We start from the raw sequence: 16,515 nt of genomic DNA, 5'->3' as shown, positions 1-16,515 counted from the left end.
CGGAAGCTACTGCGGTGGCGGCGGGGATGAGGCCGTTGACGGCGCATTCGCTGAGGTAGAGGCTGCTTCCGTGGTACGCCGCTGATACGTTTTGACTTGTGCCTGGGATCGATATCACCACACTCGCTGCCGAGCGTTCGACGCGCTGTACATCGGCGATGCCGCCCCTGCCTGAGCCTGGGCAGGTTGTCGAGGTGCGGGGCTCGATGTGGGCCGTCGCCGATGTTCGCGCCCAGGGCCTGCCACGCAGCCCGGCTGACGAGGCGACAGCGCAGCTTTCCCACGTGGTCGTCCTCCAGTCGCTGGACGAAGAACGCCTCGGTGAGCAGCTCTCAGTTGTGTGGGAGCTGGAAGTCGGCCACACGGTCACGCCGGCGCAGGGGTTGCCAGATATCGTCTATGCTGATGTCTTCGACGAACCGGCGACGCTCGCTGGCTTCATCGACGCGATGCGCTGGGGAGCGGTCACGAGCGCCGACCCGAACCGCTACCAAGCACCGTTTTGGTCAGGTGTGAACGTCGAGGCATATCAACTCGAACCGCTCCGTCGCGCCCTCGGGGCGCCTCGATCAAACCTCCTCCTTGCGGACGACGTCGGTCTCGGCAAGACGATCGAAGCGGGCCTGGTAATTCAAGAGTTGTTCTTGCGGCACCGCGCGCGCACTGCGGTGATCGTGTGCCCACCGAGCCTCGCGCTGAAGTGGCAGGACGAGATGCGCGAGAAGTTCGGGCTGGAGTTCACGGTCGTCAATTCCGAGTTGATGGCGCAGGTTCGTCGCACCCACGGCCTGCACGCCAACCCCTTCCAACTCTTTCCGCGCGTGATCGTCAGCATGGCGTGGCTGCCTCAGATCCGCGCCCAACGCCTGCTTCGTGACGTATACGCTCAGGCCACCAACCCCAAGATCGGTAAGCGATACGCATTCGATGTCCTCGTGGTCGACGAGGCCCATCACGTCGCACCTTCCAGCCCATCGGTCATCGCCGGAGGCCGTGGCTACGCGGTGGACACGCAGCGCACAGTCGCAGTCCGCCAGATCGCAGAGAAGTGCGAGCACCGACTGTTCCTGAGCGCGACACCGCACAACGGTCATCCTGAGTCATTCACTGCCCTGATGGCCATGATCGAGCCACGCCGATTCGCGCGCGGCGCGAACCTGGACTCCGCCGCGTTGAAGGATGTAACGGTTCGTCGGCTCAAGACAGACCTGACCGGTAAGGGGTTCAAGCAGCGCAAGGTCAGCGCTCTCGACGTCACCCCGACTGATTCCGAGCAGCAGATGTTCTCCCTGCTCGACGACATCGTCACAAAGAGCGCGAAACAGAACGGTACCAAGCCCAGCGGTGACATTGTGACCATGTTGTTGAAGAAGCGCTTCCTGTCCAGCCCGTTCGCATTCGGGATGACGCTGAGCCACTATCTGTCGTCCAAGGTCGGCCGTGGGCTACCAAGCGATGAATACGACGACATCTTCGGTGAGGGCCAGGCAGACGAGGAAGAAGGTCTATGGGAGCAGGACGAGTCTGAGAAGCTCCGGGAGTCGAAGGGCTCCGACCCGCTGATCGCCGCCGAGCCAGGTCAGCTCGAAGCCCTTATGGAGTGGGGGCTTGGTTATGAGAGCCGTGCCGACTCCCGGCTCGACAGACTGATCGGTTTCCTCGAAGCCGTTTGCCGTCCCGATGGCAAGACTTGGTCCAACGAGCGCGTCGTAGTGTTCACCGAATACGCCCACACAGTTGACTGGCTCACCCGTGTCCTGAACCAGCGTGGCTACACAGAAGATCGACTCGCGGTCATCCAGGGCTCGACACCGACCGACGAGCGCGAGTACGTCCGCTCGCAGTTCACCGCCGACCCCGTGAAGGAGCCGGTGCGGGTCCTGCTCGCCACCGATGCCGCAGGTGAGGGCATTGACCTGCAGACTTACTGCCACCGCCTTGTGAACTTCGACATCCCGTTCAACCCCTCCCGGCTGGAACAACGCATCGGCCGAATCGACCGCTATGGGCAGACTGAGGAACCCCAGGTCTTCCACTTCGTCCCCGTCGTCGACTCGTCCACCTATGCCGCCGACCTGAGCTTCATGGAGCGGATCGCCCGCAAGATAGCTCAGGTCGAATACGATCTCGGGTCGGCCAATCAAGTCGTCGGCGAACAGATCCAGGGCCACTTCGGCAAGCGGCGGGCTCCGGCCAAGGCGAGGTCGAAGGGCCTCGACACCAACGAGGTCATCAACTCCGCCCTGGCTGGCGGCATGGAGCTCAACGCTCGCTTGACGCAGCTGGAGCAGCGCTATCGCGTGTCGCGCACCGAGATGCACCTCGACCCGGCCAACCTTCGTCGAGTCGTCGATACAGCACTGCGCATCAACCACCAGTCACCCCTCGTACCGAACCACGACTTCGCAGAGGACACGGACGCCGAGGTCTTCACCGTCCCGGCCCTTACGGCTGGCTGGCACGACACCTTGCGTGGGCTCGATACCCGTCTCAACCCCGGTGTTCTTCGTCCCATCACCTTCGACCCCGAAGCCGCAGAAGGGCGTGCCGATCTCGTCTACGTCCACCTGGGTCACCCGATCGTGCAAAAGGCTCAGAGACTCCTCCGCCGCTCGCTCTGGAGCGTCGACTCACCGCTCAGCCGTGTCACCGCTGTTGTGGTCGACGATCTTGACGAGTCCTTCGTCGCGGCGGTCACCCGCATGGTCTTGGTCGGCCGTGGTGGCGTCCGCCTTCACGAGGAAGTCTTTCTCGCCGGTGTCCGGTTGAGGGGACGCCGGGCGATGGCGGAGGAGAAGGCAGAGGCGGCGCTCGACAAGGCGCTCGACCGCGAGTATCTGTCGTTGGCAGATGAGCGGGTTCGCGATCAGCTCTGCGACCTGTGGAACGTTCCCGACGCCCCGCTTCGCCTCCGGCTCGAAGAATCGATGCAGGCCCGCGCAGGAAGGCGACACGAGCTGGTGATAGAGCAACTCGCCAAGCGTCAGGCTGCTGACGTACAACGTGCCAAGGAGATCTTCGCGGCCTTTCGCACCAACTTGCGAGACTCCCTCGCCCGTCTGAAAGCCGAGGAGGACGAGGCACAAGGGCAGTTGTTCAGCGATCCCGACCAGCAGCGGCAATGGAGGCGTGATATCGACGCCATGAACCGGCGTCTCGATGAGCTCGACGACGAAGAGGAGCGCGAGATCGCCACCATCACCGACCGCTACGTCGATGTCAAGCCACATACGACCGCCGCGGCGGTCGTGTTCGCGTTGACGCGAGGTAATGCAGAAGGTTGGGTCGAGTGATGGCACGCGCATCGTCTCCTCGTCGCACGGTCATCAACGCCACTGACCAGCACCGGGCATGGCTCGAACTGGTCGACGCCGAAGGCCCGTTCCTTGCCATCCCGCCGCTGAAGCGGGTCTGGCCGCAGGGGATGCCCAGCCTGGCCAGGGATCGCAAGGAAGCACTCGTTGACGCCCGCAAGGACTTCGAAGCCGCATGGGAGAAGCACGACCGCTCCCCGGATTCCGAGTCCGTCTTTGAGTCCTACCGCGTCGCCCGCGACAAGTGGGTCGAGACGATCCTGCGTGATATCGCTGGTTGGGCCGAGTCCCTGTCCTGGGGCGATGTTCCGGGCGTCGAGGCCCAGTCGCCCAACCACACGGTCACGATCCGGGCGCAGGCGGCCCTCAACGGTGCCGACGGCATCGGCGCGCTCGTCCACACCATCGATCCCGTCGACTCACTGCGCCAAACACCGGGTGGCCTGTGGGCTGCGAACCCGATCGACAGGCTCGAGGTAATGCTGCGGGAGAACAAGATCCCGATCGGCATCGTCACCGACGGTCGCTGGTGGGGTCTGGTCTGCGCACGTGAAGGCGCGATGGCTGCGTCCGGCGCCGTCGACGCGCTGACCTGGATCGAAGAGCCTCGTACTCGCGACGCATTTCTCACCTTGATCGGCCGCCAGTACCTCGTCGGCGGTGACCCGACCGAACGTCTGCCTGTCCTGTTCAAGGACTCGGTCGCCGAGGCCGAGGAGATCACCGAGGCCCTCGGTGCCCAGGTACGACGAGCCGTCGAGCTCCTGATTCAGTCCTTTTCCGAATCGGCCGCCGATGCGCGCCGCCGCGGTCTCCCTGATCCGCTGCCGGAGCGCACCCACGACAGCTACGAAGGCGCCGTCACGGTAATGATGCGAGTCGTCTTCCTGCTCTTCGCCGAGGAACGAGGACTCCTGCCTTCGGGTGAGCTGTTCGAGCAGGGCTACGGTATCGCCCGCGAACTCGACCGCCTCATCGGGCGCGAGACAGAGGAGAGCGAGGAAGCGCTCGACTCCACATCGCTCACTTGGCACCGGCTTCTCGCCACCAGCCAGGCCCTCTATCAGGGCGCCAGCTTCGAGAACCTCCGGATGCCGGCCTATGGCGGTTCCCTGTTCGACCCGGCGCGGTTCCCGTTCCTGACCGACACGAACGAACAGAACGCCCTCGCGATCACCGTCTCGGACCGCGTCATGCTCCACGTGCTCCGATCGGTCCAGATCGCCAGCATCAAGGGCGAAGCGCGCCGCATTTCCTTCCGTGATATCGACGTCGAGCAGATCGGATACATCTACGAGGGCCTGCTCGGCTACACCGCAGCCGTCGCCAGCGAAGCCACCGTCGGGCTCAAGGGCGCTCTCGGCGAGGAACCTGAAATCTCACTTGCGAAGCTCGAAGCGCTCGCCGCCAAGCACACCGATCCCAAGAAGTTCGCTGCCGCGATTCGTGCGTTCGTCGAGGAAGACCAGCCATCGTCGAAGCCTTCATCGGCGGCCGCCATTGCCAAGGCGATCGGCGCCGAAGTCGAGCCCAGTGTGGTCAGCTCGCTCACCCCGGCCGTTGGTGGCGATCTCCAACTGCGCGACAGGGTGAAGCCGTGGCTCGGCTTGATCCGCCTTGACCTCCGTAAGCGGCCCTTCGTCGTTCTCGGCGGTGGTCTTATCGTCAAGGAGACACCGTCGCGCAAGAACGCCGGCGCCCACTACACGCCCAAATCACTGGCCGAGGAGGTTGTCCTCCACGCGCTTCAGCCGCTCTGCTACTCGCCTGGCCCGCACGACACAGCCGCCGAGGAACAGTGGAAGCTCAAGTCCTCGGACGAACTCCTGGAGCTCAAGGTCGCTGACATCGCCTGCGGCTCCGGCGCTTTCCTCGTCGCCGCGGCGCGCTACCTCTCCGAGCGAGTGGTCGAGGCATGGACCACCGAGGACCCGACCAATAGCGGGCGTAAGGACCTTTACACTCGAGCGACCCGCCAGGTTGTCGCCAACTGTCTCTACGGCGCCGACATCAACGACATGGCCGTCGAGATGTGCAAGCTCTCCCTTTGGCTCGTATCACTCGACCGCGACCTGCCGTTCTCGTTCGTCGACGACAAAGTCTTCAACGGCAACTCGCTGCTCGGTCTCACCAAGATCGACCAACTCCGATGGCTCCACATTGACCCGGCCAAGGCCCGCGGAGAGACCTTCCACGGCCGCCTTATCGACGTCGATGCGATCCTTCGCCGAGCTGCCGAGATCCGCCGCCGGCTGCTGGAAGAGATCGATGAGACCCACCCTGTCCGCAATAGCACCGCGAAGCGTCGTCAACTCGCCCAGTTCCGCGAGGTGACTTCCAACCTTCGCAAGCTCGCTCACGGCGTCGTCGCTGCCGGGCTTCCACTCGGTGGAAAGCCCGGCAAGGCGCTCGACGAGGCATACGAGAAGCTACGCGTCGCCGCCCGTGCTGCATACCCAGACAAGGGCGAGGACGACAGCACGTCCCTCGAATCGCTCATCGATGCCGGTCTCAAGCCGACAGTCGAGACGGACTACGCGCGGTGGAAGCCGTTGCACTGGGTCCTCGAGGCCCCCGACGTTGTGATCGACAACGGTGGCTTCGACGCCATCGTCGGCAACCCGCCGTTCCTCGGCGGTAAGAAGATCAGCGGCGCGATAAGCACCGAGGTGCGCGAGTGGCTGGTTAACCAGGTCGCAGGAGGAACCAAGGGAAACGCGGATCTTGTCGCCTACTTCTTTCTGCGTGGCACCTCACTCCTACAGAGGAATGGCACGCTCGGCTTGGTCGCCACCAACACGGTCGCTCAGGGAGACACCCGCGAGGTCGGCCTCGACGCGATGGTCGCCGACGGCTTCACCATCACCCGCGCCATCCAGTCCCGCTCCTGGCCGGCCTCGAGCGCCAACCTGGAGTACGCCGCCGCCTGGGGCACCCTCAGCCCCGTCGCCGACAACGTGCCACGAGTGGCCGACGACATCGAGGTACGTCGCATCAGCACCCTCCTCGAACCCACCGGCCGAGCCGAAGGCAACCCAGCACGACTGCTGGAGAACACAGGCGTCGGCTTCATCGGATGCTACGTGCTGGGAATGGGTTTCGTTCTCGAACCTGAGGAAGCGCAAGAATGGATCGATGCCGATCAACGCAATGCAGAGGTACTCTTTCCCTATCTTAATGGCGAAGACCTCAACCAACGTCCTGACACCACCGCCTCCCGCTGGGTCATCGACTTCAACGACTGGTCCAAAACTCGGGCTGCGGAATACGCGCTGCCCTTCTGTCGGATCACAGAGCAGGTAAAACCTGAGCGCCAACGTTTGAAGTCAGACGGCTCGTTCGCCCTACGAAAGCCGTTGCCTGACCGGTGGTGGCAATACGGTGACAAGCGGCCGGCGCTCCGAAAGGCGATTGCGAACCTCGACGAGGTGCTCGTCATCGCGTTGGTGAGCAAGACCGTCATGCCGATGCGGGTTCCTTCTGGCCATGTGTTCAGCCACAAGCTAGGCGTCTTTGCCACCAACTCGTTCGCGGATCAGACCCTGCTCTCATCTTCTCTCCATCAGTTGTGGGCAATGAAATACGGATCGACGATACGCTTAGACGTGAACTACTCGCCGTCGGATGTGTTCGCGACTTTCCCTCGTCCGGACGTGACCGACCGTCTCAAGGCAGCAGGGCAGACGTTAGATGAGGAGCGTCGGGAGATCATGCTCCGCCGCGACCTCGGCCTGACCAAGATCTACAACCTGGTCAACGACCCTGTCGTCCTGCGTGACAGAGACGTTGATCGGCTGCGTGAGATCCACATTGAGGTTGATGAGGCGACCGTAGCTGCGTACGACTGGGACGACATCGAACTCGATCATGGATTCCACACCTACCGCCAGATGGAGCGATGGACGGTAAGCCCAACTGCTCGGGCAGAGACCCTCGATCGCCTCCTCGAGGAAAACCACCGCCGCGCTAAACGTGAGCAACGGGGGGATAACACGGTAGCGGCGAGCGAGGTTCCCAGGGAGGACGGGACACTCTTCGCCTGACTGGTTCGGTTTGCCCGTACACCCCAGGCCGAGAGGCCACAGTCAGTGTGAGGTTCGAGTCAGGTGAACAGGGTTCCTTCTTCCCTCGGGATCCCGACCTTTGATGCGGAGGCTCGGCCGACCTTCTTGTTTTCGTTCGCGCGCCGCTGGTTCTCCTCCAGTAGCCGATCGAGGATCTCTGCCCGAGCGGCGGGACTGACGCTCCAGCGGGCCATCTGGCGATAGCTATGGAAGCCGTGGGCCTGATAGATGTCGGACCAACCGTAGGCGGCCAAGACTTCCCGGTCGAGTTCGACATGGATCTCGCGCAGCCGATCGATGTCTGTGTCACGCTGGACAACAGGGTCGTTGACCAGGTTGTAGATCTTGGTCAGGCCGAGGTCGCGGCGGAGCATGATCTCGCGACGCTCCACGTCTAGAGCGCGCCCCATGATTTCGAGCGGGTCGAAGGGTGCAGGCCGCGGGAAGGTCTCGAACACGTCGGAGGGTGTGTAGCGAGGATCGTTCCTCATACCTGATCCGTACTTGATAGCCCAGAGCTGGTGAACCGACGAGCTGAGTACGGCCTGATCCGCGAACGATTTGGTGGCAAAGACGCCTAGCGTGTGGCTGAACACATGGCCAGAAGGAACCCGCATCGGCATGACGGTCTTGCTCACCAACGCGATGACGAGCACCTCACGCAGTTCGGCGATCGCTTTGCGCATCGACATCTGCTTCTCAGCAAACTGCCACCAACGGTCCCGGTAAGGCTTTCGAGGATTCTTGGTGCGCTCCGGCTTAACATTCAAAACGACATGCTCGAAGGGGGTCGGGTACGCACGCGCCGCCTCCAGTGATCGCTGGCCGAAGTCGACAATCCACCTAGCTGCCGACGCATCCGGTCGCTGGTTAAGGTTCTCGCCATTTAAGAATGGAAAGAGAACATCGCCATTCCGCGAGTCGAGGCTGATCCACTCTGCCGCCACCTCGGGGGTGATAGTGAAGCCCATACCTAGAACCAGGCTTCCAATGTGGGCGACGCCTGTGTTCTCCAGCAGTCGTGCTGGGTTGCCTTCGGCTCGGCCGGTGGGTTCGAGGAGGGTGCTGATGCGACGTACCTCGATGTCGTCGGCCACTCGTGGCACGTTGTCGGCGACGGGGCTGAGGGTGCCCCAGGCGGCGGCGTACTCCAGGTTGGCGCTCGAGGCCGGCCAGGAGCGGGACTGGATGGCGCGGGTGATGGTGAAGCCGTCGGCGACCATCGCGTCGAGGCCGACCTCGCGGGTGTCTCCCTGAGCGACCGTGTTGGTGGCGACCAAGCCGAGCGTGCCATTCCTCTGTAGGAGTGAGGTGCCACGCAGAAAGAAGTAAGCAAGGTCGTCGGTGCGACACAGTGACTGTCGTGAACGTCAACAAGGTACGCAGGTGCGCCCTCTATGCCAGGCTCAGCGTCACCAAGGAGGAGTCCGTCTCGATCACTCGGCAACTCCAATCTTGCCGCAGGTACGCGCAGGCTCGAGGGTGGGAAGTCGTCGGCGAGTTCATCGACGATGGTGTCTCCGCGACCGCCAACCGCCCTGAAGATCGCAAGGGGTGGACCACACTCCTTGAAGCAGAGGGCTTCGACGCCGTGGTGATCTGGAAGGTGGACCGGCTCGCACGGCGCGTACTGGACTTCCTTCACGCGGACGAGGCCCTGCAGCAGCGCGGCGCAGGGCTCGTCGCGGTCGAGGACCCGATCGACATGACCAGCCCGCAGGGCCGCGCCTTCGCGGTCATGCTCGCTGTGTTCGGCGAGATGGAGGCAGAGGCCATCAGGGCGCGCGTCCGCGCGGCGCGCGCTCAGCTGCTCAAGGACGGCCGTTGGGCTGGCGGCGGGATCCCGTACGGCTATCTCTCAGCAGCGAACCCAGATGGGCCAGGGCGAGTGCTTGTCAAGGATCCGGAGCGTCTCCGTTGGCTTACCGAGGCCGTCATGATGGCGCTGAACGGTGCCACCGTGTACGCCGTCACGAAGTGGCTGACAGACGAGGGCGCGCCGCTTCCTAATGGAGGAAGGAACAAGCGCACGCCGGGGAACGTCGAATGGAACTATCACACGGTCGACCGACTGCTGCGGAACCCCATCTTGGCCGGGATGACGCCACGCAACCCGGGCAGGGGCAGGAACGCCAAGGACGTCGACCCGTTCGCGGTCGTCCGCGACGAGAGCGGCACACCCGTGGCGAGTGAGTCACTGGCTGTAATCACGGTCAGCGAATTCACGGCGCTGCAGAACACCCTGAATTCACAAGAGAGCCCGCAGGTCCGCAAGCGGCGCGACAGGGTGACGACAAGCCCCTTTCTGTCTCGTGTAGCGAGATGTGACGCCTGCGACGTGTACATGTGTCGAGGGACGAACCAGAAGCGACCCGTCATCTACTGTCCGAAGTGCAAACAGACGCTGAGCCGGACAACGCTCGACCCGTACCTGGTGGAACGGCTCCACGCGGAGCGGGGAAGCGAGCCACTCGCAGCGGCGACCGTTCAGGACTGCTGGGATGCCGCCGGTGCTGACGAGTTGGCCAAGCGAGAGGTTCTCCTCACCCAGCTGGAGAGCCTACGTATTCGCCGCGGCGTCGTCGGGCGTTATTTCGATGAAGAGCGGGTGCTGCTCCGTTGGCGCCCGTCGCTGGTGTCAGCTGGAACTTGTCGGACCGCTACGACAGACTCGTAACCGTGACAGAGGCAACCACTGAGGCGGCGGGTACACAGGCGTCGTACGAGCTCAACTACGACCTGGACGGTTCGTCGTACGCGGTACGCGAGAACCTCGTGGACATCCTCCAGCGGGAGCTGCTTGGACCGATCCACGGCCCGAAGGAGGCGCTGCCGTTCAGCCCGCGCTCGCAGTACCTCGTCGGGCACATCGCTCCGGTGAAGTTGGTCGGCGCGGCGACGGCGTCGCCCAGCGACTCAGACGGCCGCGACTTGATCGAGGTCCGAACGGACGACGATGCTGCCACCGACGGTCGTGGTGTGCCGGCATACGCGGCCGATGAGACAGAGGCCGACGCTGAAGATGACGACGCCGAGGATCGTGCGCCCAAGCAGGGGCTGATGATCCCCGCTTCGATGGGTCTGCGGTTCCAAGTGCCTGACGAACTCGATGCGTTCCGTGTCATCGCGTCATGGGGCAAGTACGAAACGGTCGAGACGGACAAGGTCTCCAAAGCGGGTCGCCCGATCCGTGCGTACCAGCGCACCCCAGTCGAGGTGCCTCGAACGATCCGTGTGGCTGACCTCGTGCCAGGCCAGACTGCGACAGTGCCGCTGCAGGAGTCGATAGTGCTGCGGGTCGATCGATATGACGACCCCGCGTGCGGCCGGATCCTGGTCGAGATCGCGCTGTGCAACGACCGCGAGACGCCCATGCCGATCCCGCTGAGTATGTGGATGTTCCAGACCAAGCTCGTGGTCGATGCGGGCGGCACGGAGGTGTTCTTGCCGGTACAGGACGTGCTGGAGCACGACTGGCCGGAGCACGACGAGGAGGTCAAGCAGCTCAACCTCCAGTACCGCAATCGGCTAGAATTCGCAATCGGACGCACTTGTTCGGCTGGCTGGACGGTCAAGGCTGGATCGCGTCGCGCAACGGCGGTCGAGACGACCTGGCTGCCCGTTGCCGAAACGGCGCAGACCCGCGCGCGATCTGTCGAAGACGCGCTGCTGGCTATGGGCGGATTGGCATCCGCTTCCGCAGATGACTTGCGAACCGGACTGGCGCCACTTGTCGATGGCTACGGGACGTGGCTGGACAGCCAGCACGCGGAGACCGCCAATCTGCCGAGCCACCTTCAAGAAACTGCCGAGTTTGTCTTGGGAGAGGCCCGGGAGGCACACAAGCGGCTGACCGCGGGTCTGGAGCACCTCGCCAATGACCGAGAAGCGTTGCGGTGTTTCCAGTTCATGAACCGCGTCATGCGTGATCAGCGCATCGCTTCTCAGGTTGCCGCTGCACGAGCCGCTGACGCCACCTTGTCGATCGAGCAGGCTCAGAAGCTTGTCGCAGAACGCGGCGCCTCATCTGCGTCGTGGCGTCCATTCCAGCTCGCCTTCATCCTGATGCAGCTCGGCGCCCTGACCGATCCCGCTGCGCCGATCCGCAGCTCGGAGGACTGGTCGAAGGTCGAACTGTTGTTCTTCCCGACCGGTGGTGGCAAAACCGAGGCTTACCTCGGTCTCGCGGCGTACACGTTTGCCATCCGCCGCCGTCAGGGTGTTGTGGAGTCTGCGGCCGGGCCGCTGGACGGCCGCGACGGGATCGCGGTCCTCATGCGCTACACGTTGCGTCTGCTGACCGCACAACAATTCCAGCGGGCGACCACGCTCGTGTGCGCGGCCGAGCTCGCACGCCGTGACGACGAAGCGACCTGGGGCAGCGAGCCGTTCCGCATCGGCCTGTGGGTCGGAACCGATGTCAGTCCTAAGAGATTCGAAGAGGCTGACGAACAGCTCACGAAGGCCAACGAGTTCGGCCGTCATAGGCTGACAGTTCTCCAGATCCAGCGCTGCCCGTGGTGTGGCACCCCGATTACCGCGGCCCATGTGAAGGCCGATGCCACACAGCGGCGGGTCTTCGTCCATTGCGGCGACGAGCTACGTCGGTGCCCGTTCGCCAAGGGCGGAGCCGTAGGCGAGGGCCTTCCGGTGCTCACCGTCGACGAGGAGATCTACCGCCTCACACCGGCCTTCGTGATCGCCACAGTCGACAAGTTCGCCCGGCTGGCGCGCGAGGGCGAAGCCGCCGCGTTGTTCGGATATGTCAGCCGGCGTTGCGGCCGCCACGGCTATGTCCACGCTGACTATGCTCCGTGTCAAGTCGGCTCACACCCAGCCAAGGATGGCATACCGGCGGCGACGGTCGTACCAGTCGGACGGCTCCGTCCGCCAGACTTGATCATCCAGGACGAGTTGCACCTCATCACCGGCGCGCTCGGAACCTCGGTAGGTCTCTTCGAGGTCGTGGTCGAGACGTTGTCGTCGTGGGAGAAGCCGGACGGCTCCCCAGTGAAACCACTGATCGTCGCCTCGACCGCGACGGTACGCAACGCCCAGGATCAGGTCCGCGGCCTCTACGGCCGCCGGGTCGAGATCTTTCCACCCCAGGTGCTGGATGTCGCGGACACGTTCTTTTCCCGGGAAATACCGATAGACGCCGACAACCCGGGCCGTCGCTACGTCGGGGTCAGTGCTCAGGGTGTGCGCCTGTCCAGCGTTGAGATCCGTGTCTCGGAGGTCTTGCTCTCCGCGGGCCAGTTGCTGCTGGACAAGGCCGGGGCCGCAGCCGACCCCTACATGACGCTGGTCGGCTACTTCAACGCCACCCGCGAGCTGGCCGGCATGGCACGCTACGTCGCCGACGACGTCCAGAGCCGGGTCAAGCGGCCTCGCAAGGACTCCGGATTCCCGAGCCGTCGTGGCGCGACCTTCGGCTTGCTGAAGACCGGCGAGCTGACCTCCCGCATTGCGTCCTCGGAGATCGGTGCGACGCTCGACCGCCTCGGGCTCGAGTTCGATCCGGACTACGACACCACTGACGCTGCCCGCCAGCGCATCGCCGCGGGGAAGGAGGGCACGCAGGTCGCACGACGAGCTGAAGCCGATTCACCCTTCGACGTGGTGCTGGCGACCTCGATGTTGCAGGTCGGCGTCGACGTCCAGCGGCTCGGCCTGATGCTTGTGGTGGGGCAGCCGAAGAACACTGCGGAGTACATCCAGGCTTCCTCGCGCGTAGGCCGTGACGCGTCCGTGCGGCCCGGGTTGGTGGTTTCGCTGGGCAACTGGGCCCGACCTCGCGATCTCGCGCATTTCGAGCAGTTCCGGCACTACCACGAGACCTTCTACGCCCAGGTCGAAGCGCTTTCGGTTACGCCGTACTCGCCGACGTCGCTGGCTCGCGGTATCGACGGCCTGCTTGTCAGCGCGGCTCGGGTGCTGCAAGCCTCCGTCATTGGTGGTCTTTCACCGGAGCGGGAGGCGTGGCGGATCAAGGACCAGCGCACGGCTGTGGAAGCGATCGTCGAGAAACTCAAGAAGCGCATCGCGGCCGCCGCGCTCGACGAAGCAGCAACCAAGCGAGCCAACGACCTGCTAGTCAACCGGGTCGAACGCTGGAGCGAGCGTGCTACGCGCGCCGTGCAAATGCACAAGACACTTGTCTACGAACGCACCGGAGAAGGCGGCAAGTACCTGCCTCTGATCATCAGCCCAGAGAACGCCAAGGCATCGGTCGGCGGATCCCTCGAAGCGCCGTTCACGATCGCGAACTCAATGCGCGAAGTCCAACCTGAGATCAACCTGCTGGTCAGCCCAGTACCTGAGCGCCTCTTTTCTCGAGCACCCGAAGGCGTAGCCGACTGGACGTTGCCGATCGGGGAGGAAGACTGATGACCGACGTGCTGCCTGAGTCCGGTGACGACATGCTGCACGACGAGCATGAGCTGCTTGACCCGCTCGGCGACGCCGAGGAAGGCATGGTCAAGAACCGCGCCAAGGTCGGCTCCGCCCGCCCGTCGTCGCTCCTCTACACCTATGGTCCCGGCGCGATCATGGACCTGCCGAACTTCTCGATCATGCCTGCCGGCCTCGACGACTGGGAGCCGATCTGGAAGCGCCGTGAGCACATCCTGCCGATCATCGAACCGCGCCTGCTCGACGTCGTCCGGCTGCACCTCGGCCCGCAGGTCGACGCACTGCGACCGTTCCCCTGGCAGCCGAAGCGGACAGGCATGTCCAACGAAGGCTCTGATCTCGGCGTCCCCGCGCGAGTATTCCCGCAATGGTTCCGTTGCACCGGATGTGACTATCTCGGCCCGCTAACCCGCTTCAGTTACACCAACACGCACCCATTCAGGCCCGACTTGGCGCAGTTCACCCACAAGAATTGTCCCGGCCGTGGTGGCAAGTCGACCAAAAAATCCGGCAGCCCTGCCGTGCCCGCGCAGCACCTGCTGACCTGCGCCAACGGTCATCTCGATGAGTTCCCGTACTCGCTGTGGGTGCACCGAGGGATGAGGTGCTCCAAGGCCGAACTGCCCGACATGAAGATGCGTGACGCCAACGTCGGCAGGAGCGTTGGCTCGATTATCGCGTGCGCGTCGTGCGGCCAGACCCGAGGCATGGCCGAGGCTCAGGGCTCAGTCGGCCGGGAGAAGCTCCCCCGGCGGTGCCGAGGGCGACACCCGCATCTCAACGCCTTCGACGGCGAATGCGACACCCAACCCGCACTGATCATGATGGGCGCGTCGAACCTTTGGTTCACCTCCACGCAGTCGATCATCGTCATGCCCCGCACCGAGGCCGAGGAGAAGGAGGCGCTCGCCGACCGGCTGCGGGCCGAGTTCGGTGTCGAGCAGATCAGGCAGTTCGGCAATCAGATCGACGTGATCAGGGCATTGGCTGCGGCAAGGAATCTCGACCTGGCCGACGTGGCGGACGGCGACATCGCCGCCGCCGTTGCCGACCTGCTGGCACCGGCGGACTCCGAGCAGGAACAACAGGAGAAGCGCGCTGCTTGGGATCCGGTCGATCTGTTGGTCCCGGAGTGGCGCTACCTTCAGAAGCCAGCGCTGTTCCCGCAGCAACAGAACACCAACGGCCTGATGGTTACCGAGACGCAGCGCCACGGCGACCTGCACCCGATGATCAGCCGGGTCGTGGCGGTCAACCAGATGAAGAAGGTCAACGCCGTTCTCGGCTTCACCCGGCTCGATGAAATGGACCGCGTCAACGACCTCTCCAGCCGCCTGGTCAAGCTCACCCGCAACGACAAACCCACCTGGGTACCGGCGACGGAGGATCGGGGGGAGGGAATCTTCCTCCAACTCGACCTCGACACCGTCGCCAGTTGGGAGAAATCGATCCTGTCGCCCCCGATCCCGATGTGGGAAGCTCATCGAGCGGCCCACCAGCGGAACCTCGAGAGCCGCTTCTCCGAAACAGGTGAGAAAGTCCACCCTGATACTCGCCTGCCCGCACCTCGTTACTGGTTGCTGCACACACTCTCGCACGCCCTCATCCGCGAAATGGCCATGTTCAGCGGCTACGGGGCTGCGAGCCTGAGCGAGAGGATCTACGGCTGGACCGGCTCGCCTCAGCGTGATGCTGCTGCCGGCCTACTGATCTGTACCACCGCGTCCGACAGCGAAGGCACCCTCGGCGGTCTAGTCGCGCTCTCCGAACCAGAACGGCTCCACGCGCTCCTGGTCGCAGCGCTGCGACGTGCCTCGAGGTGCTCGTCGGACCCTGTTTGCGCGATGCGAACCCCGAGTGCTCCGGAGGACTTTCTGCACGGCGCAGCATGTCACTGCTGCTCGTTCGCCTCGGAGACCTCCTGCGAGAAGGCCAACCGCTTCCTCGACCGGCGATTCCTCCTCGACCTTCCTACGGCCACGGGCGAGGCTGTGCCCGGATTCTTCGGGAGCGTCGATGCCCTCTGACCCCTTCGCCAAGCTTGGGGAATTTCTAACTGCGAGTGAGGCCGAAGCACTGGCCGTCCAGTTCGAGGCGGGCCAGCACATCGTCAAGGCGCTCGCCGTTGTCAACGCAGTCCGCCGCGCGACGGCCAGGCGCCTGCTTGACGCAGCGGGTCTGAGCCCTCGCGATGGCGAACGGGCGGCGGGCACCCTCCGAGCGATAGCCGGAGCGAAGTCGATCCATCGCGACCTCACGCCCGTCTGGACCATGCCCGGCAATGAAGCCACCATCGGGCACCTCACTAGCGAGTTCCATCGTCTGGTCCAAGCAGCACGACAGTCGGTCGTCTGTGCGACCTACAACTTCGAGCCGACATCCCAGATGTGGAAGGTGCTCGAGGAAGCGTCCCCGCAACTTGGAGTCGTCGTCACCGTATACGTCGACGGAGACAAGGCCGACGCCGCCAAGGTCAAGGCCCAGTTCCCGAGGGCGACCATTTACCGGTCCGCCCAGCTGATCAACGGCAAGCACGTCGTCAGCCACGCCAAGTTCATCGTCATCGACCACGAGGTGCTGATGCTCACCAGCGCCAACTTCTCATTCAGCGCGGAGAACCGCAACGTCGAATTCGGCCTCCTCGTCCGCGACTCCGCCCTCGCCGAGTCCGTCGAGTCCACCATGAAAAGCAAACACGGCACGCTCTACGAGCTGGTCTAGCA

Annotated in this window: 7 protein-coding genes; 6 read left to right on the top strand and 1 reads right to left on the bottom strand. The window is 64.0% G+C overall.

Translation table 11 applies throughout. The features are described 5' to 3' along the window. Nucleotides 1–98 precede the first annotated feature (98 nt). A complete protein-coding gene (gene drmD / locus ATK36_RS22835; RefSeq protein WP_245915024.1) occupies nt 99–3,293 on the top strand; it encodes a DISARM system SNF2-like helicase DrmD in 3,195 nt (1,064 codons plus the stop codon). Beyond that, the gene (locus tag ATK36_RS22830) at nt 3,293–7,357 is read left to right on the top strand and encodes an Eco57I restriction-modification methylase domain-containing protein (RefSeq protein WP_098513359.1); all 4,065 of its coding nucleotides are present in this window, start codon (nt 3,293–3,295) and stop codon (nt 7,355–7,357) included. The genes drmD and ATK36_RS22830 overlap by 1 nt, the downstream gene beginning before the upstream one ends. Before the next feature lie 59 nt (nt 7,358–7,416). Here the strand turns inward: ATK36_RS22830 and ATK36_RS22825 are convergent, their stop codons facing one another. Beyond that, complete coding sequence (locus tag ATK36_RS22825) at nt 7,417–8,658, bottom strand: type IIL restriction-modification enzyme MmeI (protein WP_098513358.1); 1,242 nt, start codon at nt 8,656–8,658, stop codon at nt 7,417–7,419. Nucleotides 8,659–8,741: 83 nt separating this feature from the next. Here ATK36_RS22825 and ATK36_RS22820 point away from each other — a divergent pair, with 83 nt between their 5' ends. The 4 genes from ATK36_RS22820 to drmC are packed head-to-tail and all read left to right on the top strand — an operon-like array spanning nt 8,742 to nt 16,513. Next, a complete protein-coding gene (locus ATK36_RS22820; protein ID WP_098515112.1) occupies nt 8,742–10,055 on the top strand; it encodes a recombinase family protein in 1,314 nt (437 codons plus the stop codon). A 2-nt stretch (nt 10,056–10,057) separates the two neighbouring features. Beyond that, entirely contained in the window at nt 10,058–13,768 is a 3,711-nt protein-coding gene (gene drmA / locus ATK36_RS22815; RefSeq protein WP_098513357.1) for a DISARM system helicase DrmA, read from the top strand. Then, nucleotides 13,768–15,819, top strand: a complete 2,052-nt coding sequence (gene drmB, locus ATK36_RS22810; protein ID WP_098513356.1) for a DUF1998 domain-containing protein — start codon at nt 13,768–13,770, stop codon at nt 15,817–15,819. Before drmA ends, drmB begins: the two co-directional genes overlap by 1 nt. Then, entirely contained in the window at nt 15,809–16,513 is a 705-nt protein-coding gene (gene drmC, locus ATK36_RS22805; protein WP_098513355.1) for a DISARM system phospholipase D-like protein DrmC, read from the top strand. Before drmB ends, drmC begins: the two co-directional genes overlap by 11 nt. The last annotated feature ends 2 nt before the right edge of the window (nt 16,514–16,515 follow it).

It is taken from the genome of Amycolatopsis sulphurea (genome assembly GCF_002564045.1).
In the GTDB taxonomy this organism is placed as follows: domain Bacteria; phylum Actinomycetota; class Actinomycetes; order Mycobacteriales; family Pseudonocardiaceae; genus Amycolatopsis; species Amycolatopsis sulphurea.
This window is presented reverse-complemented; position numbering and strand designations above follow the sequence as displayed.

Coding starts and splice junctions, on each gene's coding strand:
- drmB (WP_098513356.1), top strand. CDS start 13,768: ATGACCGACGTGCTGCCTGAGTCCGGTGACGACATGCTGCACGACGAG.
- ATK36_RS22830 (WP_098513359.1), top strand. CDS start 3,293: ATGGCACGCGCATCGTCTCCTCGTCGCACGGTCATCAACGCCACTGAC.
- drmC (WP_098513355.1), top strand. CDS start 15,809: ATGCCCTCTGACCCCTTCGCCAAGCTTGGGGAATTTCTAACTGCGAGT.